The organism is Streptomyces sp. RLA012 (genome assembly GCF_056270325.1).
This window is the reverse complement of record NZ_JBWDPA010000002.1, coordinates 7,299,508-7,321,369: the sequence shown is the minus strand read 5'-3', so window position 1 is coordinate 7,321,369 and position 21,862 is coordinate 7,299,508. Positions and strand designations below refer to the sequence as shown.

Sequence of the window (21,862 nt, the reverse complement as noted above, 5' to 3'; positions counted from 1 at the left end):
GCTGGACGGGGGTAACGGGGGGAAGCCATGCGAGCCAACTCTTTGGGTCGGCGTTCCGTAGGGGTGGTGTGCGCGCTGCTGCTCGCCGTGGTCACGCTGGCCGGATGCGACCGCTGGTCCGGCTCCGGAGGCGCCGAGCCCGCCGCGGGCACGGCGTCGACGCAACCCTCCGGCTACGGGGCGGTGTTCCTCGCGGTCGACGAGTGCAGTTCCTTCGGGACGACCAGCTTCACCGAGGTGTCCTGCTCCAGCGAACGGGCCGCCGCGCGCGTGATCGCCCGCTACGACGGCAAGGTGGCCGACGGACCGCTGTGCCCGGCGACCACGGACTTCGTCCTGCACATCAGCGAGACCCGGCCCGCCTCGGACGAGAACGGCGACGGGGTCGTCCCGCAGGGCTACGCCTGCATGCGCAAACTCGAACCCCCGCACCCCGGCGACCCCGGTGGCGGCGGCGGCCCCCGCACCATCGTCGGCGACTGCGTCTACGGCGCCGGCAGCGGCCAGGTCCGCGAGACCGCGTGCGACGGCAAGGGCAAGAAGCCCCCGGAGTACAAGGTGACGTCGGCGGTCCTCGACCGCGCCAAGTGCCCTTCGGCCACGGCCCTCTACGTCCAGCTCGGCGGCAGCAGACCGGTGGGCTGCGCCCGCCCGGTGTAGTGGACGGGCGGGCGCGGCCGACGAGCCGGTGACGGTCCTACGGTCGCAGCGCGGGCTCGCGCTCGATGTCGTGCTGGTCCAGCTTCGCGTCGAACCTGGCGAGCGGCCTGGCCGCCGACGGGTCCGAACGGACGGTCGCCGAGGCGACGCCCGCCCACTCCAGGATGCGCGCGGTCGCGAGGGCCTTCTCGTCGGGGACGAGACCGGCGACGTTGGCACCGTGGTTCAGGCCGGGGGCGGTGAAGACGTACGAGTCGCGCGCGCCCTTGCCCAGGCGGAAGCGCTCCGCGCCCCAGGGGTCGTTCTGGCCGTAGACGTAGAGCATGTGGTCGGCGTGGTGGCGGATCCAGGAATCCACGTCGGCCATCGCCCACGGCTGGAACTTCATCGGGATGGAGCGCGGCACGAAGTTCCGCGGGGGCTGGTAGTCGTAGCGGATGTACTTCTTCTCGATGTACGGGAAGTGGATCGTGGGCGCGCCGAGCTGCGTACCCGCCTGGTAGTAGTACGGCGTGTAGATCTCCAGGCCCTGGTCGGTGTAGGCCGAGAAACCGGAGATGGTGTCGACGGAGTCCCAGATCGCGTCGTCGGTGGCGTGGGCGGCGTCGGCCGGGATCGAGTCGCAGTCCGAGAGCAGGCTGTACTGCCAGAAGCCCCAGACGTAGTCGAGCACGACCGCCTCGTACGCCTTGTCGAGGCTCCCGATGGTGGTGAAGGTGTAGCCGTTGTCGGCGGCGTACTGCTCGTACTTCTTCTCCAGCGGCTGCCGCCGCACCAGCGCCTCGCGCTGCACGGCGTTCAGCTTGTCGCGGCACTCCTTGGTGCCGACCTTGGCGAAGAAGCGGTCGTAGGCCGAGTCCTCCTTGTTCACCACGTCGTTGGGGGCGACGTACGCGACGACGCCGTCCATGTCACGCGGGTAGAAGCGCTCGTAGTACGTGGCGGTCATGCCGCCCTTCGAGCCGCCGGTGGAGATCCACTTCTTGTTGTAGATCGGCTTCAGGGCCTCGAAGATACGGTGCTGGTCGCTGGCCGCCTGCCAGATGTCGAGCTTGGACCAGTCGGCCGGGACGGGCCGGGACGGGGTGAAGAAGCGGTACTCCATCGAGACCTGGTTGCCGTCCACGATCTGGGTCGGCTCGCGGCGGCCAGGGGTCGTGGAGACGTTGTAGCCGCCGGTGTAGAAGACCGTCGGGCGCGAGGTGTCCTTGTGCAGCACGGTGATGCGCTGCTGGAAGGTGCCCTTGGACGGGTGCCGGTGGTCGATCGGCTGGGTGTAGTTGAGGACGAAGAAGCGGTAGCCGGTGTACGGCTTCTCCTGGATCAGGCTCATGCCCGGTATCGCGAGGAGCCGGTCCTTGATGTCGACGTCCGTGCTTGTGGTGCCTGTGGTGCCTGTGGTGCCTGGTGCGGCCTCCGGCTGGGCGGCGGTGGCCGCCCCGGCCGTACTCAGCGTGCCTATGAGCACGGTGAGCGCCAGCAGCCATCTGAGCGCCTTGCGCATGCACCCTCCCCTGTGAATCGGATGTGCGCTGGAAGCTATCGGAGCAACTCACGGGCGCACCAGGGGAGATGGCGAAAACTCTGTGGGACGGGAGTGCCTCGGGTGGCTCAGCAGAGGATCCAGCCCGAGCTCACCGAGCCCGAGCCGACCGAGCCCCCGACCCGGACGCAGCGGTGGCCGGCGTGGACGGTCACCGGGCCCGCGTGGTGCGCGAAGCTCCCCCGGTCGACCACGGGCCGGTTGCCGCGCGCCTGCACGCTGACGGACATCGCGCGCCTGTACGGCAGTTGCTTCTTGGGGACGGTCACCGCGCAGATGTATCCACCGCGCCTGAAGACCTGCACGGAGCCGGTCGCGAAGGAGAGCGTACGGACCTTGCGTCCCGAGCAGTACGCGTCGGCGGCCTGCGCGCTGCCCGGGCTCACCATCGCGAGCACCCCGGACGCGGCCAGCACCGCCAGCACGAGCGCGAGGCGTCGGCGTATCGCGCCACCACGGTTCACTGTTGTCCCTCCCCCGGCCATTTGGCGTACTGGTGTACGGACGCAGGACGTACGTCTGATGGTTGCGTTAGCCCAAAAGGAGGTTTTTCCGTTTTCGTGGCAACCGTGACTGTTTATCCGATGTCCACCTGATCGGAAAACGAAAGGCGGTATCCCATGTCCCGCACGACACGTTCACGTACGGCCATCGGCGTCCTCCTCGGCGCCGCGCTCCTCGCCACTGCCACTGCCGGTGCCTCGGTGCCCGCGTTCGCCGGGCCCACCGCTCCGCCGCCCGCGCGCAGCGGCGCCAACGGTCCGGCGTACGACCGGGTGGCCGACTTCTACGGCGCCTACATCGACGCGGTGACCGACGAGGGCGGCGGTCGCCTCGCCGGCCAGTTGCGCACGTTCTATCTGACCTCGGACCTCCGCAGCCGGCTGACCGAGTGGGAGCGCCGCGAGCACGCCGACGGGGTGCTGCGCGCGCAGAGCGTGCCGCGCGCCTGGAAGGTGACGGCGGGCGACAGCGGGGCGGGCCACACCTGGTCGACGGTGCGCCTCACCTGGGGCTCCGCCCAGCACCCCGCGTACACCTATCTGACGGTGCAGTCCGACCTGGCCACGAAGAAGATCTCCGACATCCAGCGGAAGAGCGCTGAGCGGCGGCCGTCGTCACGGGGCCGGTGAGGCCACCGGCTCCTCCGGCTCCGGTGCTCCCACGAACGTGCGCCACAGGTCCGCGTAGCGGCCGCCCAGTCCGAGCAGTTCGTCGTGGGTGCCGTCCTCGGCGACCCGGCCGTGGTCCATGACCACCACCCGGTCGGCGCGGGCGGCCGTGGTCAGGCGGTGGGCGACGACCAGGGTCGTACGGCGGCCCGCGAGCCGGTCGGTGGCGTGGTTGACCAGGGCCTCCGTGGCCAGGTCGAGCGCGGCCGTCGCCTCGTCGAGGAGCAGGACGTCCGGGTCGACCAGCTCCGCGCGGGCCAGCGCGATCAGCTGGCGCTGGCCCGCGGAGAGGTTGCGGCCGCGCTCGGCGACCTCGTGGAGGTAGCCGCCGTCGAGCGTGGCGATCATGTCGTGCGCGCCGACCGCGCGGGACGCGGCCTCCACCTCCGCGTCGGTCGCGTCGGGGCGGCCGTAGGCGATGGCGTCACGGACCGTCCCCTGGAAGAGGTACGCCTCCTGGGGGACGACGCCGAGCCGGTGCCGGTACGAGGTCAGGTCGAGGGACCGCAGATCCGTGCCGTCGACCGTCACCCGCCCGCCCGTCGGGTCGTAGAAACGGGCCACGAGCTTCACCAGCGTCGACTTGCCCGCGCCGGTCTCGCCGACGAAGGCGACGGTCTGCCCGGCGGGGATGCTCAGTGAGACCGCGCTCAGCGCCTCCTCGTCGTCGCCGTACGCGAAGTCGACGCCCTCGAAGGCGACCTCACCCCGCAACGACAGCACTTCCATCGGCTCGTCGGCGGCCTTGGTCGAGGTGGGCTCCTGGAGCAGTTCCTGGATGCGGCCCAGCGAGACCGTGGCCTGCTGGTAGCCGTCGAAGACCTGGGAGAGCTGCTGCACGGGGGCGAAGAACAGGTCGATGTAGAGGAGGTACGCCACCAGCGCGCCGGTCGTCAGTGTGCCCGCGTCGACCCGGTGCGCGCCCACGACCAGCACCGCCGCCGCGGCCACCGACGACAGCAACTGGACGAAGGGGAAGTAGACGGAGATCAGCCGCTGGCCGCGGATGCGCGCCTGGCGGTAGCTCGCGCTGCCTTCCGCGAAGCGCCGCCCGCCCGAGCGCTCGCGCCGGAACGCCTGCAGGATCAGCAGCCCGGAGACCGACTCCTGCAGGTCGGCGTTGACCGCCGACACCCGCTCACGGGCGAGTTCGTACGCGTTCACGCTCGCCCGGCGGAAGAAGAACGTGCCGATGACCAGCGGCGGCAGGGTCACGAACACGACCAGTGCCAGCTGTACGTCGATCACCAGCAGCGCGGCCATGATGCCGAAGAAGGTGACGACGGAGACGAAGGCCGTGACCAAACCGGTCTGCAGGAAGGTCGAGAGGGCGTCGACGTCCGTCGTCATCCGGGTCATGATGCGACCCGTGAGCTCCCGCTCGTAGTAGTCGAGGCCGAGGCGCTGGAGCTGCGCGAAGATCTTCAGGCGGAGCGAGTACAGGACCCGCTCGCCCGTCCGGCCCGTCACCCGCGTCTCGCCGATCTGCGCCGTCCACTGGACGAGCACGGTGACGAGCGCCAGCGCGGCCGCGGCCCACACCGCGCCGAGGGCCATCCGGGACACACCCTGGTCGATGCCGTGCCGGATCAGCACGGGCAGCAGCAGGCCCATGCCCGCGTCGACGGCGACGAGCCCCAGGCTGATGAGGAGCGGGAGACCGAAGCCGCGCAGCAGCCTGCGCAGTCCGTACGACTCCTCGGCCCTGACCGCGCGTGCCTCGTCGATGCCCGGGGTGTCGGTGGCCGGGGGCAGCGCCTCGACCAGGGCGAGGAGTTCGGGCGTGGCGGGCATGCCGGACAGGGCGTTGTCCTTGGGCTCCCGGTCGCCCGTCCACAGGTGCGGTGTCACCCCGCGCTCGGCGTCGAACTCGGCGTCCAGCTCGTCCCGTACGGAGGTGTCCTCCTGGGGTAGGGCGGGCAGGGCGTGGCCGGGCGAGACGCCGCCCAGCTCGTCCGGGTCGGTCAGCAGCCGCCGGTACAGCGGCGAGCGCCGCTGGAGTTCCTCGTGGGTGCCGATGTCGGCGAGGCGGCCGCCGTCGAGCACGGCGATGCGGTCGGCGAGGTTGAGGGTGGAGCGGCGGTGGGCTATGAGGAGGGTGGTGCGGCCCTCCATGACGTGGGTGAGCGCCTCGTGGATCTCGTGCTCCACACGGGCGTCCACGGCGGAGGTGGCGTCGTCGAGGACGAGCAGGCGCGGGTCGGTGAGGATGGCCCGGGCGAGGGCGACCCGCTGGCGCTGGCCGCCGGAGAGGGTGAGTCCGTGCTCGCCGACCTTGGTGTCGTAGCCGTCGGGCAGCTCGGCGACGAAGCGGTCCGCCTGGGCGGCGCGGGCGGCGGTCTCGATCTCCTCCTGGGTCGCCTCCGGGCGGCCGTAGGCGATGTTGGCGCGCACGGTGTCGGAGAAGAGGAAGGAATCCTCGGGGACCAGGCCGATCGCGGCGCGCAGCGACTCGTGCGTCAGCTCGCGGACGTCGTGGCCGCCGATGAGGACGGCGCCGTGCGTCACGTCGTAGAAGCGGGGCAGCAGGAGCGAGACGGTCGACTTGCCGGAGCCGGAGGAGCCGACGACGGCGAGGGTCTCGCCCGGCCGGATCTCGAAGCTCAGCCCGTCGAGCACCGGCTTCCTTTTCGAGGTGCCCTCGTAGGCGAAGGACACGTCGTCGAACTCGACGGTCGCGGGCGCGTCCGCCGGGAGGGTCTTGGTGCCGTCCTTGATCGACGGCTCGGTGTCGATGAGTTCGAGCACGCGCTCCGCGCCCGCGCGGGCCTGCTGGCCCACGGTGAGGACCACGGCCAGCATCCGTACGGGTCCGACGAGCTGGGAGAGGTACGAGGAGAACGCCACGAACGTGCCGAGCGTGACCTGTCCGCGCACGGCGAGCCAGCCGCCCAGCGCGAGCATCGCGACCTGGCCGAGGGCGGGCACGGCCTGGAGGGCCGGGGTGTACTTGGCGTTGAGCCGGATGGTCCGCAGCCGTCCCGCGAAGAGCCGCCGCCCGACGTCCCGGAGCTTCCCGGTCTCCTGCTCCTCCTGTCCGAAGCCCTTCACCACGCGTACGCCGCTGACGGCGCCGTCGACCACACCCGCCACGGCGGCGGCCTGCGCCTGCGCGTACCAGGTGGCGGGGTGCAGCTTGGAGCGGCTGCGCTTGGCGACGACCCAGAGCGCGGGCGCGACGGCGAGCGCGACCAGGGTGAGCGGGAGGGAGAGCGAGGCCATGATCCCGAGGGACATCAGGAAGAGGAGCACGTTCCCGATGGTCATCGGGAGCATGAAGAGCAGCCCCTGGATCAGCTGGAGGTCGCTGGTGGCGCGGCCGACGACCTGGCCGGTGGACAGCTCGTCCTGACGCCGGCCGTCGAGCCGGGTGATCGTCTCGTACATCTCGGTCCGCAGGTCGTGCTGGACGTCGAGGGCGAGCCGCCCGCCGTAGTAGCGACGGATGTAGGTGAGGACGTAGACGACGACGGCCGCGACGACGAGGGCGCCCGCCCAGGGGGCCATGTCCCTGCTGTGGTTCCCGATGACGTCGTCGATGATCACCTTGGTGATCAGCGGGACCACCGCCAGGACCGCCATGCCGCCGAGCGAGGAGCCGAGCGCGAGCAGGACGTCCTTCGGGTAACGCCACGCGTACCCGGCGAGCCGCCGTGCCCAGCCGCCCTTGTCCCCTTGCTCCACTGCCACGCCGATGCCTTCCGTAGATCTCACTCCACCGGAAGGCATCAACGCCGAACGAAGCGGATTTCATCCCTCCGCAATAATCAGCCGTTCACTGTGTGTGGCAGCCGGGCACGCAGCGAGTACAGGCGGGTGATCTGGGCGGGGTTCTGGTTGTCGTCGCTGACCAGAAGCAGGTTGAGGCGGCCGTCCCGGGTGCGCCCGGTGATGGTCAGGCCCTCGATGTTGTCCAGGAGCGGGTTGGGCTGGGGCTGCTTGGCCTGGGCGCCCAGTGAAGGACAGTTCACGAGATCGGCGAGGAGGGTCTTGCGGACCAGCCGGACCCCGTCCTGACCGGTCAGGGTGTCGGTGCGGCGGGTGTCCGTGGCGTGACGGAGGTCGGCGAGGTAGAGACGGACGGTGTTGCCGACGCCCGCGGTGAAGCCGCGCTCCAGGACGAGCAGGCGGCCGTCGGGGGTGGCCTGCGCCTCGGAGACACCGAGGCCGGTGTCGGTGCGGTAGCCGTACTGGGCGGCCGGACGGAAGTCGTGCCGGGTGCGCTCCCAGGTCTGGAAGCGCACGATGCCGGCGGTGTCACCGCTCAGTGACCCCTCCATGGCGGCGAGCAGGGTGTGGCCGCCGGGGAGGAGGGTGAGCCCCTCGAAGGTCAGGTTGGAGGTGGCGCGGCCCGCGGGGGTGACCTTGAGCGCGTCCGGTACGGGGAGGCTGCCGACGAGGGTGCCGTCCCGCTCGTAGCGGCGTACGGAGGGCTCGGTCTCGGAGGTGATGAGCCGGGTGCCGTCGCGGTCCACGACCAGGCCCTCCGAGTCGAGCGCGGCGCCCTTCTCGTCTGCGAGGCTCACGACACTCGTCGGCTTCAGCGTCTCGCGGTCCAGGGTGAAGAGCGAGGACCGGTCGGAGAGCGCGGCGATCCGGCCGTGGCGGTCGACGGCGAGCGCGGAGAGGTTGCCCACGAAGGTGTTCTCGTACGTGGTCTTGTCGAGGGCGTCGGAGTAGCTCGTGATCGAGACGGCGGGCGAACAGACGTTGCCGCTCGGACCGGCGGACCCGGCGACGGCGGGCCCGGCGACGGTCAGCGAGGTGGCCGCCGCCAGGCCGGCGGTGACAGTGGCGAGTACGGATCTCAGGCGCATGCGGTCACGCTAGGGCGGGCCGGTGACGCGCGGGAGGCCGTCTCGTGAAGTGTCAGCCGGTGGCCGGCAGCGCGGGGATCGCTTCCTGGGGCGTGCTCGTGGGCACGTACCGCTGCACGCTCACGCTGCTCCCGGCGGTGGTCGGGGCCAGGTCCTTGTGGATGGCCTTGGCGACGGCCTGGATGGTGTTGACCCCGTACTGCATGGTGCTGTTCCCGTGCGTGAGTACGGTGATCATGTAGTCGTGGCCGCCGCCGTTGAAGGTGCCGACGCTGTGCACGCGCCAGCCGTGCGTGGCCCGCGACAGCCAGCCGTTCTTGACGTGCACGGCGACCGAGGAGGGCGCTCCGGCCGGGGTGCCCCAGCGCTGCGAGGAGATGACCTTGTTCATCAGCTTCAGCTCGTACGCGCGGGAGTTGTCGCTCAGTACGGAGTTCTTGGCGGTGAGCAGTCCGAGCAGCTTCTGCTCGTCCCGGACGGTGATCTGGGTGAGACCCCAGTAGCCGTTCGCGCCCGGCTTGGTCTGGGTCATCCCGGCGGCGGCGAGGAATCCCTTCACCTTGGTCACGCCGAGCTGCTTCCACAGCGCGCTGGTGGCGTTGTTGTCCGACTTGGTGATCATGGCCGTGGCGAGGGTCTGCTCACGGGCGGTCAGATACCGGTTGTGCTTCTTGGCGTCCCACAGCAGCGTGGCCAGCACGGTGACCTTGACGACACTGGCCGAGTCGTACGCGGTGGCGGCGCGCAGACTGCACGTGGTCTTCGTCGACCGGTCGTAGAGGCCGACCGCGACGGTGCCGGCGCGGCCCTTGAGCGCCGTGGTGATGTCCTTCTGCAGCTTGGTGGCCAGGCCCGCCTTGCTCGACGTACAGCTGACCTGCGGTGCCGCGGCAGCTGCGGCGGGCGCCGCGGCCGCGGCGAACGGCACGACCACTCCGGCACCGACGCTCGCTGCGAGCACACGGGTACGCCGGGATATCCGGTGAGTCATGGAGGTTCCCCATCCCCTTCGACCAATACGAGCGCGCCTGTGGCGCACTCGTCTCTCATGACTCGTTCAGGTGACCGAAAGTTGTACACGAGTTCTACGGATGCGGATGCGGATGCGGATACGGACTCGGGCTCGGGCTCGGGCTCGGGCTCGGGCTCGGGCTCGGGCGGGCGCCCCGGCTTGCCGCGATGCGGTGAACGTCGCGCAGTGACTCGGCCATGCGGCGCCCCAGGAAGCGGAGTTGCTCGGCGGTGACCCCGGGGTCGGCGAGCATGTCGGCCGCGCGGTCGAGGAGTTCGCCCGCCATGCCGAGCTGCACGCTCTCGATGGTGTCGGCGACGCGGGAGAGGTACCCGGTCCCGTCGCCGATCACGGAGTCACCTCCACGCCATGGATGAGCCGCGGCCCGACGTCGACGCCGTGCACGGCCAGCCACAGGGCGCGCCGCCGGGCCCGCTGCCGCCGCGCCTCCTCGCTCCGCTCATGGGCGACGAGGTAGGGGCGGACGATCGCGTGGTCCTCGCCGCGCAGAGGGCGGGAACCGGCGCGACGGGTCGTCTGACCAGGGGCGTACAAGAGGGTGGGGCGTCGGTACGCCGGAGCGGTGACGGTGGCCGCGCGACGGCGGCGCCCCGAGCCGGGGAACAGCAGCCGCAGCAGCGGCTCGAAGAAGCGGGCCACTCGGTGACTCATGTCGTCAACTCCATTGGGTTCAGCCACAGGGGCGTCGCTTTGCGTAGCGATCCACTTACAGAGTGAGACGGGGCGGGCTAGGCTCGCCAGGGGGTGGAGTGTGACCAGGCATTTGTCACAAGGGAGTTGGCCATGACCAGCACGTACGGTGACTGGCTGAAGCAGCAGCGCGAGACGGCGGGGCTCACGCAACAGCGGCTGGCCGACGTGGCGGTCATGACCCGTTCGCACATCGCGCACATCGAGGCGGGGCGACGGATTCCCTCCCGGGAGGACGCGCGACGGCTGGACAGGGCTCTGAACACGGGGAATGTGCTGAGCAGTTTCCTGCCCCAGGAGGGCGTGGCGGTAGAGGACTACTTCGAGGCAGCCCGGTATCTCGAACAACAGGCAACCGTGATCCGTGAGTTCGCGCCCACCTTCGTGCCTGGCATCCTGCAGACGGAAAGGTACGCACGTTCCCTTCTGAGCGTCGGATACCCCCCTGCGAGTGAAGAGGAGTGTGACAGGGCCGTTGTCACACGGCTTGAGCGCTCAAGGATCCTCACCGACCCAGTGGCGCCCGTAGTGTGGGCGCCGCTGGACGAGGCAGTCCTACGACGCCCGGTCGGCGGCCCGGAGGTCATGGCGGAACAGCTCACGCACATCGTCCGCCTGACTGAGGCCAAGCGCGTACGCGCACATGTGATTCCGTACACCGTGGGCGCGTACCAGATCCTGAACAGCATGCTGACGCTGATGTGGTTCGAGGACCAGCCTCCGGTGGCCTACTCGGAAGGCCTGCAGTTCGGCAAGGTTCACGACGCCCCCGCCATCGTCGAACGACTCCAGGGCGCCTACCATCTCGCACTGAGCGACGCGTTGCCGCTGCAAGAGTCACTTGCCCTGTTGAAGGCGACAGCGAAGGACTACGGACACCATGGCTGAGCACACCATCTCGCGCGCAGACATACTGAGCGGTTGGCGCAAGTCGTCCTACAGCGGAACCGAAGCCAACAGTTGTGTCGAGGTACTGGACCACCACCACTCCGGCGTTCCCGTGCGCGACTCCAAGGTGCCGTACGGTCCTGTGCTGGTTTTCTCGGCCGCCGATTGGGCGGCGTTCGTCACCTCCGTCAAGAGCGGCATATTTCCTGGCTGACCCGTACCGAGCGAGCCCCCGCGTCAGCACTACCTCCGCCAGAGACCGTGCACAATCCCGCCCCCATCGCTCACAGGTCGCTCGTTTGAGTGCACAAGTGGCAACCACCCTCCGACTGCTCACACCTTTTTACACAGTTGGTGCCATGAGCCCTGGATTCACGTACGAGAGCAACCCCTACGGCGCGGCCCAGGTGGTCGCCACAGTGCGCGAACTCATGCGCGCCGACGGCCTGGACGTGCCCCTCACCGCCATCGCCCGCGACAGTGGCACGTCACGCAACTTTCTTTACGCCAACTGGAAGTCCGCCTCCAAACTGCACCTGCTCGCGCTGAAGGCCGAACTCGCCCACGCCTTCGACGCGGCGCACCGCACCCACCCCAGCGATGGGACCGTTCCAGGAATCACCGGCCACCTGGCACACGTCGTTCGCAGCATCCGCCGCCATCCGACCACAGCCGCCGTCGCCCGCTCCTCACCCACAGCCTTCAACACGGCCCACACAGCGACCGAGGGCCCTTTGGTACGGCTCGCGCTGGAACGGATCAGCGATCTGCTGCACCCGCTCGTCCCGAACGGCGGGATCTGGGGCGACCCCGCGCTGAACTCCGGGACCTGGAAGATCCTCTGGATCGCCCGGCCTGCCGCCCTCTGTCCCGAAGCAGTGGGCGACCAACGCCGGGAAGGCGCCCTGGACGACGCCTTCGCCGAACTGATGAGCGACGTCCTCGCCCCTTGGCTCTCCCAGCCGGACCGCGGTTAGGGCACGACGTTCTCTTACCGGGATCTCATCCATCCACAGCTCGCCCCCAGGCAGGGCACAGCCCCCGCCCATCGGCCGTATGCAAGGTGCACTGGTGACATCTGCCACCGATCCACTGCCCCCGGCCCCCGGCCCCTCCGTGGCTCCCGGCGCACCGGCCACCGCGCCGCCCCAGGAGCCGTCGCCCACTCCCGCCGCGCCCCGCTGGTCGCTCCCCGCCCTGATCGCGATCATGGTGCTGGCCGCGGTGCTGTACTCCTGGAACCTGTCCTCCTCCAGCCTGAACAGCTTCTACAGCGCCGCCGTGCTCAGTGGCACGCACAGCTGGAAGGCGTGGTTCTTCGGCTCGCTGGACGCGGGCAACTTCATCACGGTCGACAAACCGCCGTTCGCCCTCATGATCATGAGCCTGTTCTGCCGGATCTTCGGCTTCGGCACCTGGCAGATGATGGCACCCATGATCGCGGCCGCGCTCGGCACGATCTGGATCCTGCACTCCTCGGTGAAGCGGGTCTTCGGGCACGTGGCGGCGACCGTGGCCGCGCTCGTCCTCGCCCTGACCCCGATCACCGTCGCCATCAACCGTGACAACAACCCCGACACCACCCTCGTACTGCTGATGGTCGCGGCCGCCGCCCTGGGGCTGCGGGCCACCCGCGACGACAGGCTGCTGCCGCTGCTCGGCTCGGCGGTGTGCTTCGGACTCGCCTTCAACACCAAGATGCTCCAGGGCTACATCGCCCTGCCCGCCGTCTTCGCCGTGTACCTGTACGCGTCGCGGCTCGGCTGGCTGCAGAAGGCCCGCAACCTGCTGCTCGCGGCCGTGGCCCTGGCCGTGGCCAGCTTCTGGTGGGCCGCGGCGGTCTCCCTCGTGCCCGCCGACGACCGCCCGTACATCGGCGGTTCGACGGACGGCAGCGCCTGGAACCTGATCATGGGCTACAACGGCCTGGGCCGCGTCCTCGGCGGCGAGGGCAACGGCGGAGGCGGCGGAGGCGGCGGCGCGGGCGGCGGCGGAGGCGGCGGCACCTTCGCCGGTACCGCGGGTCTCGGCCGGATGTTCAACGACACCCTCGGCGGCCAGATCTCCTGGCTGCTCCCCTTCGCGGGCATCGCGCTCGTCGGCGGCCTCGTCCTGTGCGGCCGTGCCCCGCGCACCGACCGGACGCGCGCCGCGCTGCTGCTGTGGGGCGGCTGGACCGTACTGCACTTCCTGACCTTCAGCATGGCCGAGGGCACCATGCACCCGTACTACACGACCGCGCTCGCCCCCGGCATCGCGGCTCTCACCGGCGCGGGCGGCGTGATGCTCCTGCGCGCCTTCCGCGGCGACGACGCGCGCTGGTCCTGGGTGCTGCCCGCCGCTCTCGCGGTCACCGGTATCTGGGCCGTCGTGCTGCTGCGCCGGGCCTCCGGCTGGAACAGCTGGCTGTGGCCGGCCATCGCGGTGGTCATGGCGCTGGCGATCGTGGGCCTGCTCGTGTTCCGCTCCGGCCATCGGGTACGGCTGCTGGCCGCGTCCGTGGCCGCGGCGTTCGTCGCGGCCCTGGCGGGTCCGGCGGCGTACGCGATCGCCGTACCCGCGGGCGCCGGTGGCGGCGCAGGCGGCGGCATGGGCGGCACCAACCCGACCGCCGGCCCCTCCACCGGCAGCGGCGGCTTCGGCGGCGGCGGTCCCGGCGGCGGCCGGGGCGGCTTCGGCGGCGGCAACGCCCCCGGCGGCGAGGCGCCCGGCGGCACCCAGCAGGGCGGCCGGAACACCGAGGCGGGCGGCCAACAGGGCGGCTTCCCGGGCGGCAACGGCGAACTGCCCCAGGGCGGCGGCGCACCCGGCGGCCAGGAAGGCGCCCCGACCGGCGGCCAGAACGGCACGCCTCCGAACGGCACCGGCGAACAGCCCGGCGGCACGGGCAGTACCGGCGGCTTCCCCGGTGGCGGCGCGGGCGGTGGCGGTGGCGGCGGCATGGGCGGCACCACCAGCAGCGAACTGGTCGCCTACCTGGAGAAGCACCAGGACGGCGCCACCTGGCTGCTCGCGGTGTCCAACTCGCAGAGCGCCTCGCAGCTGATCGTGAGCACCGGCAAGCCCGTGATCTCCATGTTCGGCTTCACCGGCTCCGACAAGGCCATGACGCTCGCCAAGCTCAAGGAGCTGGTGAAGAAGGGCGAGCTGCACTACATCCAGCTCGGCGGCGGCATGGGGGGCGGCATGGGCGGCAACAACACGCTCAACTCGGAGATCACCGCCTGGGTGCAGAAGAACGCCACGGCGGTGAAGGAGAGCGCGTACAGCAAGAGCTCGACCTCGTCGTCGAACTCGTCGAACTCCTCGTCGAACTCCTCGACGTCCTCGGACTCCTCCTCGTCCACCACCCAGACGTCGACGCTCTACCGCCTCGACCCGTCCGACCTGAACTGACGCACTCCCCCGCACACCAGAAGGCCCCTGACCATGTCACCCCCGGTCAGGGGCCTTTTGGTGGGTCATATCGCGTGCGCAACAGGCGACTTGCCGGTTTCCGACACGCAACCGACACCTCCCGTTCATTCCCAGAACCGCATGTCCATGTCACGCTCCCGTTTGCCCGCACATTCAACCCGCGTAGAACGGACGCCCCCACCATGCCCGCCACGCACATACGCCGCTGGAAGACGCTGGCGCTCGCCACCTCCGCCGTGTTTGTAGGCCTCACCCTGCCCGCGGTGACCGCGACTCCCGCGAGCGCCACGACGACCGCGTACGACAGCACGTACTACAAGAACGCCGTCGGGAAGACCGGCACGAGTCTGAAGTCCTCGCTGCACACGATCATCAGCAGCCAGACCAAGATCTCGTACTCCGCGGTCTGGAACGCGCTCATGGCGACCGACCAGGACCCGAACAACAGCAGCAACGTGATCCTGCTGTACAGCGGTGTCTCGCGCAGCAAGTCCCTCAACGGCGGGGACGTCGGCGACTGGAACCGCGAGCACACGTGGGCCAAGTCGCACGGCGACTTCGGCGAGGCGACCGGTCCCGGCACGGACCTGCACCACCTGCGTCCCGCGGACGTCCAGGTCAACAGCATCCGTGGCAACAAGGACTTCGACAACGGCGGCAGCACGGTCAGCGGCGGGGGAGGCAGCCTCACCGACTCCGACTCGTTCGAGCCGCGCGACGCGGACAAGGGCGACGTTGCCCGCATGATCCTCTACATGGCCGTGCGGTACGAGGGCGACGACGGCTGGGCCGACCTCGAACCCAACGAGAAGGTGAACAACGGCAGCAACCCGTACATCGGCAAGCTCTCCGTCCTCAAGCAGTGGAGCGACGAGGACCCGCCGAGCGCCTTCGAGGAGAAGCGCAACCAGGTCATCTACGACACCTACCAGCACAACCGGAACCCGTTCATCGACCACCCGGAGTGGGTCGAGGCGATCTGGTAGGCAGCCGCTCCTCCGGACTCGCGGTGCTGTCAGTCCCCGAGGTGTGTGGGTGCGAACATCCGCAGCACCGCCGGGAGCAGCACCACTGACGGGCCGGGGCTCGCCAGGGCCTTCGCCAGGTCCTGCTCCAGTGTCCCGGGGGTCGTACGGACCCCCGGGACGCCGAAGGACTCGGCCAGGGCCACGTAGTCGGGGCGGGCCAGCTCCGTCGCCGTGGCCCGGCCGAAGGCGTCGGTCATGTACTCGCGCAGGATGCCGTAGCCGCCGTCGTCGACGATCAGCCAGGTGACGTTCAGGTCGTACTGCCTCGCCGTGGCGAGCTCGGCGATCGAATACAGCGCGCCGCCGTCGCCGGAGACCGCGAGAACGGGGCGGGTGGGATCGGCCACCGCCGCGCCGAGGGCCGCCGGGAAGCCGTAGCCGAGGCCGCCCGCGCCCTGGGCGGAGTGCATGGTGTTGGTGCCGCGCGGGTCGAAGGCGGACCAGGCCCAGTACGCCAGGATGGTCATGTCCCAGAAGGACGGCGAGGAGGACGGGAGGGCGCGGCGGACCGCCGCCAACACCTCCTGTTCCAGGGTGAGTTCCTGCCCGGCAATGCGCTCCGCCACCCGGTCGAGCACCGCGCGCACCCGGTCCGGCGCCGTCGGGTCGGGGCGCTCCTCGACGGTCTCCAGCAGCGCGGAGAGCGCGAGCCGGGCGTCCGCGTGGATGCCCAGCGCCGGGTGGTTGGACTCCAGCTTGCCGAGGTCGGCCTCGATCTGGACGACCCGGCCCCGGGGCTTGAACGTGTGGTAGTTCGAGGAGAGTTCGCCGAGCCCCGAGCCCACCACCAGCAGGACGTCCGCGTCCTCCAGGAAGTCCGTCGTGTGCCGGTCCTCCAGCCAGGACTGGAGCGAGAGCGGGTGGTTCCAGGGGAAGGCGCCCTTGCCGCCGAAGGTGGTGACGACCGGGGCGTTCAGCCTCTCGGCGAGCCGGCGCAGCTTGCCGGACGCGTCCGACCGTACGACGCCGCCGCCCGCGATGATCGCGGGGCGGGCCGCCGAGGACAGCAAGTGGGCCGCGAGGGCGGTCAGTTCGGGGCGCGGGACGACGTCCTCCGGGGTCGCGTCCATCGCCGTGACCTGCGGCAGGTGGGTCTCGGCGAGGAGTACGTCCTGCGGGATCTCCACCCAGACCGGGCCGTGCGGGGCGGTCAGCGCCGACTCCCAGGCCGCCGCGAGGGCGGATGGGATCTGGGACTGCGTACGGACCGTGTGGACCGACTTGACCACGCCCCTGAACGACGCCTGCTGGTCGGGGAGTTCGTGCAGATATCCGTGGCGTCCGCCGCCCAGCCCGGCGGTGGGGATCTGGCTGCTGATGGCGAGGACGGGGGCGGAGGCCGCGGCGGCCTCCTGGAGCGCGGCCAGCGAGGTCAGTGCCCCGGGGCCGGTGGAGAGCAGCAGGGGCGCGGCCTCGCCGGTGATCCGGCCGTACGCGTCCGCCGCGAACCCCGCGTTGTTCTCCACGCGCAGCCCGACGTACTGGAGCGAGGAGCGGCGCAGGGCGTCGAACATGCCCAGCGCGTGCTGGCCGGGCAGGCCGAAGACGGTCGTCGCGCCGAGACCGGAGAGGGTCTCCACGACCAGGTCTCCGCCGTTGCGGCCGGGGGGAGGGTTCAGCGCGGCCTCCGTCTGCGCCGCAGACGGACGGAGCACCAGGTCGTGGTCGTGGGTCACTTCGCTTCGCCGTCCTTGCGGGCCTGCGCGATCTGGCGGGACATGATCGTGGTGAGCTCGTACGCCGTGTGGGACGCGGCCACCGCGGTGATCTCGGCGTGGTCGTACGCGGGCGCGACCTCGACGACATCGGCCGAGACCAGGTTGCAGGAGGACAGTCCGCGCAGGATCTCCAGGAGCTCGCGCGAGGTCATGCCGCCCGCCTCGGGTGTGCCCGTGCCGGGGGCGTGCGCCGGGTCGAGGCAGTCGATGTCGATGGAGATGTACAGCGGCCGGTCGCCGATGCGCTGGCGCAGCTGGTCGGCGACCTCGTCGGCGCCGCGGCGGTAGATGTCCGCCGAGGTGACGATGCCGAAGCCCATCTTCTCGTCGTCGGTGAGGTCCTGCTTGCCGTACAGCGGGCCGCGGGTGCCGACGTGGGAGAGGGCGGAGGTGTCGAGGATGCCCTCCTCGACCGCGCGGCGGAACGGGGTGCCGTGCGTGTACTCGGCGCCGAAGTAGGTGTCCCAGGTGTCGAGGTGCGCGTCGAAGTGGAGCAGGGCCACGGGGCCGTGCTTCTTGGCGACGGAGCGCAGCAGCGGGAGGGCGATGGTGTGGTCGCCGCCCAGCGTCATCAGCCGGGCCCCCGTGCCGAGCAGCTCGTCGGCGGCCGCCTCGACGGTCTCCACGGCCTCGTTGATGTTGAACGGGTTCGCCGCGATGTCGCCCGCGTCGGCGACCTGGGCGAGGGCGAAGGGGGAGGCGTCCTGCGCCGGGTTGTACGGGCGCAGCAGCCGGGAGGCCTCGCGGATCGCGTTGCCGCCGAAGCGGGCGCCCGGACGGTAGGAGACACCGGAGTCGAAGGGCACGCCGACCACCGCGACGTCCGCGCGGCCGACCTCGTCGAGACGCGGCAGCCGGGCGAAGGTCGCGGGACCCGCGTACCGCGGGACGCGGGACGAGTCGACGGGGCCGCGTGGCTGGCTGCCGCCTGCTGCCGGGTACTCGGTGCTGCTCATCGTCGGACTCCTCCAGGTGGTACGGGTGGTGCGTCGGTACGAGTGGTGCGTCTTCCAGTGTCGCGGACCCCGCTGACCGGGGGCCGGGTGGGCCGGGGTGGGGTGCGGCGGCTAGGCGACCGCGGCCGTCGGCTCGGCCGGGGCCTCGGCATCCGTGCCGCGCCCGGCCAGCCGCTCGCGCCAGGCGGCCAGCACCGCCGGGTCGGTCGCGGGTGTGGGTGGCGTGTCGTGCGGGTGATGTGGGGACTGGGCCGGCAACTGATCACGGGGACATCCGCCCGTACCCGCGGCTGCCGGTCGGGACCGACACTAAGTGGCCGGAAAGCGACTGCGAAGTGTACGTTTCATCCATTCGATCCGAACGGGATGGAGGAACCGTCCACCCATGCCGGACACACCGCCGCCTTCCGCACCGGCCGTCCCACCCACCCCGCCGGTGCCGCTGAGCGCACTGCTGGCCCGGGAGGACCTGGCCCTGCGTCTGATCGCGGGCCCGACCGACCCCGACACGGTGATCCACTGGGCGCACACCTCGGAGATGGCGGACCCGTACCCGTATCTGCTGGGCGGTGAGCTGCTGCTGACCGCCGGGGTGCACATCCCGGAGGCGGCCGGCGCCGGCTCGGACACCTGCTCCGACGACTCCGACGACTCCGACGACTCCGACGGCTTCGGCTATTTCGACGGCTACGTCTCACGGATCGTGGCGGCGGGCGGCGCGGCGCTCGGCTTCGGCCTGGCGCCGGTGCACGACACGGTTCCGCGCGCGCTGGTCGCGGCCTGCGACAGCCACGGCCTGCCACTGCTGGAGGTCCCGCCCCGGACCACGTTCTCGGGCGTGGCCCGCGCGGTCTGGCAGCTGATGGCCCAGGCCCGCCTGGCGGAGCTGCGGCGCGTCACGGAGGCCCAGCAGAGCCTCGCGGCCGCCGCGGCCCGCCCCGACCCGGTACCGGCGGTCCTGCGGCAGCTGGCCCAGCGGGTGGCGGGCTGGGCGGTGCTGTACGGCCCGGAGGGCGCGGAGCTGGCGCGGGCGGGGAGGGCACCGGAAGCGGGTCCCGTGGCGGCCCTCGCCGAACTGGCGGCCGTCGTACACCCCGGAGAGACCCGGGCCGCCGCCGGGCCCCAGGGCCCCACCCCCTCACCCGCGCCCTCCCCCACCCCCACGCCCTCCTCCGCCAGCGACACCGTCGGCGGCACCCACCTCGCCGCGTACGCCCTCGGCGGCGGGCAGGGCTTCGTCCTCGGGATCGCGGCGCCGCGCCGGGACCCCGGGGACCACACCATCGCCTCCGTCGCGGCGGTACTCCTCTCCCTTCTCACCGGGGACCAGCAGAGCGGGAGCGGCGCGGCGCGCTCGGCGGCGCTGGTACGGCTGCTGCTGGGCGCCGCGCCCGAGGACGTGGCCCCCTTGCTCGGCGGGGACCGGTGGACGGTCGTGCACGCCCGCCCGGCGGCGGACGGCCCGGCGCCGGACGCCGTCGCCGCGTCCGCGCTGGGGGCGGCGCTGGGCTCCGCGCTCATCGACGCCGGCCGCGAGGTCGTACGCGTCCTCGTGCCCGGCGACCGCGAGCCGACCGCGCAGGAGGGCTGGACCTGCGGGGTCAGCACGCCGGTCGGCCCGCACGAGTGGGCGTCCGCCGACGCTCAGGCCGCCCGCGCCCTGGCCCGTGCCCGCGCGACCCGCACGCCCCTGGTCCGCCACGGCGAGCGCCCCGCGCTGGCGGACCTGGTCCCCCCGTCCGACGCCGAGGCCCACGCCCGCGCCCTCCTCGCCCCCATCGCCGCGACCCCCGCCCTCACCGAGACCCTCCGCACCTGGCTCTCCCTGCACGGAAGTTGGGACCGCACGGCCGTCGCCCTCTCCGTCCACCGCAACACCGTCCGCCAACGCATCGCACGGTGCGCGACCTTGCTGAGGGCGGACCTCGACGACGCCGACGTACGGATGGAGTTGTGGTTCGCCCTGCGGGAGGGCTGAGGAGCCCGCGCCGCCTCACCCCGAGTGACCCGCATCCCACGGTTCAGGACAACTGCCCTCCCGGCGGAGCGCCCCGGCACAATGGGTGTCATGCCGATAACCGGGACCCCCAGCCGCGCCGAGCTCGTCGACCACCTGGTCATGACCCGTATCGCGGGCGACGTCGCCACGCCCCGCGAGAACAACCTCTCCCACTACCGCAAGCTCGCGAACGGCGAGCGCAACTTCTGGCTCGGGCTGGAGCTCGGCGACCGCTGGACGGACGAGCAGGACGTCCTCGCGGTGATGGCGGAGCGGTGCGGCGTGAACGACGACCCGGAGTACCGCTACGGCCAGGACACCATCGACCCCGAGCTGACCGTGGACGCCCTGGACCGGATGGCGGCCCGGCTGCGCAAGGCGGCGGACGGCGAGCAGCGGGTGCTGTTCGCGACCGGCCACCCCGGCGGCCTCATCGACGTGCATCACGCCACCGCCACCGCCCTGCGCACCGCCGGCTGCGAGATCGTCGTCATCCCGGACGGGCTGCAGACGGACGAGGGGTACCTGATGCAGTTCGCGGACGTCGCGATGCTGGAGCACGGCGCGACGCTGTGGCACACCCACTCGGGCGAGCCGATGCGCGCGATCCTCAAGGGCCTTGAGGGTGCGGGCCGTCCGCTGCCCGACCTGGTGGTCGCCGACCACGGCTGGGCCGGCTGCGCGGGGCAGCTCGGCATCGACTCCGTCGGCTACGCCGACTGCAACGACCCCGCCCTCTTCATCGCCGAGGCCGAGGGCACGGTCCAGGTGACGGTCCCCCTCGACGACCACGTCACGAGCCCGCGGTTCTACGACCCGATGACGGCGTATCTGCTCTCCACGGCGGGACTTCTCTGACCCCCGCCGCGGAAACACGTGCGGCGCCTCGCACGAATCGGCTACGGAAAGTATTCGCCCACACCTGGAGAGTGTTCGGCGCACTACGCGCCGTTGCGGCCCCTCGTCGGCCCGACCTCCTTGCCGGGTAAGGGTGTTGGCGCCGCGCCGGGGCTCAACCGGGGCCCGATGGCACCGCTCAGCGGTCAGGGACTCCTGCTAATTAGTCGACTTTCCAGAGACCGGGCGGCACGGCCAAAGGGCCGGAGGGTGGATTACCGCCACCCTCCGGCCCCTTTTTTCGCGCGCGCGTCAAAAAATGAGAAAGGGAGCCGAATTCAAGGCGCTCGAAATCGCCGAAAAGGATTCGCGCGACCATGCGTCCAGCGCCCCACCGGAAGGTAAGTGACAACATTAACGCGCTTTATCGAACGCTTGTTAGTTCTATCTTCAAGCTGTCGATCGTGCGGGTGCACCGGTAAGGGCACCCCGGGCCGGCCGGTCGACACCGATCCAGATGTGATCGTTATTCACTCGTGCCGTTCCAACATGAGCAATGAACGAAACGAACCGCGTGACGAAATGCGCCCGGCGCACCAAAAGGGACTTAAGGTGCGGGTGGCGGTGCGCCTCGCCTCCGTGACGGGATGCGGTCAGGTCCGGCCCACGAATCCCTCCCCAGAGGGAAGGCTGCTGGACGTTTCCCTGCCGGAGTGACCTTTTCGCAGCCCATGGTGTTTACTGGAAGTCGGTCTGAGCCTTGGTGGGTCCAGGCCCTTTCCTGGAGGCCTCGGGGGTGGTTCCCCGGGGCCTCCTTGTTTTCCATTGCGTTCACATCCGCGCCCCACACCGCTCATCTGCGGGAAAATTTCAAGCGTTTCCGCGTATGCCCTTTCAAAATCCCGGCATTCACACTTGACGGCCTTCCCTCCGCAAAGACGGAGCGTAACCCCTGCCGCACGCAACGGAGTCATCGCAACAAAACCCTCCTGCGAGGGGGTTTGTTTTCCCTTCTCTCCGGGACCTCCGCCGAGGAGAAATTACCGCCGCCACACATGCGCGACTGGCGATTTCCGCGCGGGTAGCGCTAATGTCGATGTAACG

Annotated in this window: 19 protein-coding genes; 9 read left to right on the top strand and 10 right to left on the bottom strand. The window is 70.8% G+C overall.

Annotated elements, in window-relative coordinates; translation table 11 throughout:
- Positions 1-27 precede the first annotated feature (27 nt).
- The gene (locus tag RV986_RS33625; RefSeq protein ID WP_475920967.1) at positions 28-660 is read left to right on the top strand and encodes a hypothetical protein; all 633 of its coding nucleotides are present in this window, start codon (positions 28-30) and stop codon (positions 658-660) included.
- Between the two features lie 37 nt (positions 661-697).
- Here RV986_RS33625 and RV986_RS33620 read toward each other — a convergent pair whose 3' ends face one another.
- Together RV986_RS33620 and RV986_RS33615 are read right to left on the bottom strand one after the other, a co-directional pair.
- The gene (locus RV986_RS33620; RefSeq protein WP_475920966.1) at positions 698-2,164 is read right to left on the bottom strand and encodes a S28 family serine protease; all 1,467 of its coding nucleotides are present in this window, start codon (positions 2,162-2,164) and stop codon (positions 698-700) included.
- 107 nt (positions 2,165-2,271) lie between these two features.
- A complete protein-coding gene (locus tag RV986_RS33615) occupies positions 2,272-2,592 on the bottom strand; it encodes a hypothetical protein (protein ID WP_475924529.1) in 321 nt (106 codons plus the stop codon).
- Positions 2,593-2,823: 231 nt separating this feature from the next.
- On the opposite strand from RV986_RS33615, the gene RV986_RS33610 reads away from it, so the two are divergent.
- Positions 2,824-3,336, top strand: coding sequence for a hypothetical protein (locus RV986_RS33610; protein WP_475920965.1), 513 nt, complete (start codon positions 2,824-2,826; stop codon positions 3,334-3,336).
- Here the strand turns inward: RV986_RS33610 and RV986_RS33605 are convergent.
- The 5 genes from RV986_RS33605 to RV986_RS33585 form a co-directional block, all read right to left on the bottom strand.
- Entirely contained in the window at positions 3,322-7,065 is a 3,744-nt protein-coding gene (locus RV986_RS33605) for an ABC transporter ATP-binding protein (protein ID WP_475920964.1), read from the bottom strand. The genes RV986_RS33610 and RV986_RS33605 overlap by 15 nt on opposite strands.
- Before the next feature lie 77 nt (positions 7,066-7,142).
- On the bottom strand, positions 7,143-8,192 hold the full coding sequence (locus RV986_RS33600; RefSeq protein WP_475920963.1) for an esterase-like activity of phytase family protein: 1,050 nt from the start codon (positions 8,190-8,192) through the stop codon (positions 7,143-7,145).
- Between the two features lie 52 nt (positions 8,193-8,244).
- A complete protein-coding gene (locus RV986_RS33595; RefSeq protein ID WP_475920962.1) occupies positions 8,245-9,183 on the bottom strand; it encodes a serine hydrolase in 939 nt (312 codons plus the stop codon).
- 94 nt (positions 9,184-9,277) lie between these two features.
- Entirely contained in the window at positions 9,278-9,556 is a 279-nt protein-coding gene (locus RV986_RS33590; RefSeq protein WP_475920961.1) for a hypothetical protein, read from the bottom strand.
- Positions 9,553-9,876 (bottom strand): hypothetical protein, encoded by a 324-nt coding sequence (locus RV986_RS33585; RefSeq protein ID WP_475920960.1) that lies wholly within the window; start codon positions 9,874-9,876, stop codon positions 9,553-9,555. The genes RV986_RS33590 and RV986_RS33585 overlap by 4 nt, the downstream gene beginning before the upstream one ends.
- Before the next feature lie 132 nt (positions 9,877-10,008).
- Here RV986_RS33585 and RV986_RS33580 point away from each other — a divergent pair, with 132 nt between their 5' ends.
- From RV986_RS33580 to RV986_RS33560, 5 genes are all read left to right on the top strand, one after another.
- The gene (locus RV986_RS33580) at positions 10,009-10,803 is read left to right on the top strand and encodes a helix-turn-helix domain-containing protein (RefSeq protein ID WP_475920959.1); all 795 of its coding nucleotides are present in this window, start codon (positions 10,009-10,011) and stop codon (positions 10,801-10,803) included.
- The gene (locus RV986_RS33575; RefSeq protein ID WP_475920958.1) at positions 10,796-11,017 is read left to right on the top strand and encodes a DUF397 domain-containing protein; all 222 of its coding nucleotides are present in this window, start codon (positions 10,796-10,798) and stop codon (positions 11,015-11,017) included. Before RV986_RS33580 ends, RV986_RS33575 begins: the two co-directional genes overlap by 8 nt.
- A 145-nt stretch (positions 11,018-11,162) precedes the next feature.
- Positions 11,163-11,780, top strand: coding sequence for a hypothetical protein (locus RV986_RS33570; RefSeq protein ID WP_475920957.1), 618 nt, complete (start codon positions 11,163-11,165; stop codon positions 11,778-11,780).
- A gap of 94 nt (positions 11,781-11,874) precedes the next feature.
- The gene (locus tag RV986_RS33565; protein WP_475920956.1) at positions 11,875-14,199 is read left to right on the top strand and encodes a mannosyltransferase YkcB-related protein; all 2,325 of its coding nucleotides are present in this window, start codon (positions 11,875-11,877) and stop codon (positions 14,197-14,199) included.
- A 203-nt stretch (positions 14,200-14,402) separates the two neighbouring features.
- Complete coding sequence (locus tag RV986_RS33560) at positions 14,403-15,206, top strand: endonuclease I family protein (protein WP_475920955.1); 804 nt, start codon at positions 14,403-14,405, stop codon at positions 15,204-15,206.
- Positions 15,207-15,235: 29 nt separating this feature from the next.
- On the opposite strand, the gene RV986_RS33555 is transcribed toward RV986_RS33560, so the two are convergent.
- The 3 genes from RV986_RS33555 to RV986_RS33545 all read right to left on the bottom strand — a co-directional run bounded on the left by RV986_RS33555 (position 15,236) and on the right by RV986_RS33545 (position 18,180).
- Positions 15,236-16,924 (bottom strand): thiamine pyrophosphate-binding protein, encoded by a 1,689-nt coding sequence (locus RV986_RS33555; protein WP_475920954.1) that lies wholly within the window; start codon positions 16,922-16,924, stop codon positions 15,236-15,238.
- Positions 16,921-17,922, bottom strand: coding sequence for an agmatinase (speB, locus tag RV986_RS33550; RefSeq protein WP_475920953.1), 1,002 nt, complete (start codon positions 17,920-17,922; stop codon positions 16,921-16,923). Before speB ends, RV986_RS33555 begins: the two co-directional genes overlap by 4 nt.
- Positions 17,923-18,033: 111 nt before the next feature.
- Complete coding sequence (locus RV986_RS33545; protein ID WP_475924742.1) at positions 18,034-18,180, bottom strand: hypothetical protein; 147 nt, start codon at positions 18,178-18,180, stop codon at positions 18,034-18,036.
- A gap of 127 nt (positions 18,181-18,307) precedes the next feature.
- Here RV986_RS33545 and RV986_RS33540 point away from each other — a divergent pair, with 127 nt between their 5' ends.
- Positions 18,308-19,900 (top strand): PucR family transcriptional regulator, encoded by a 1,593-nt coding sequence (locus RV986_RS33540; RefSeq protein ID WP_475920952.1) that lies wholly within the window; start codon positions 18,308-18,310, stop codon positions 19,898-19,900.
- A gap of 90 nt (positions 19,901-19,990) precedes the next feature.
- Complete coding sequence (locus RV986_RS33535) at positions 19,991-20,779, top strand: phosphatase (RefSeq protein WP_475920951.1); 789 nt, start codon at positions 19,991-19,993, stop codon at positions 20,777-20,779.
- Positions 20,780-21,862 lie beyond the last annotated feature (1,083 nt).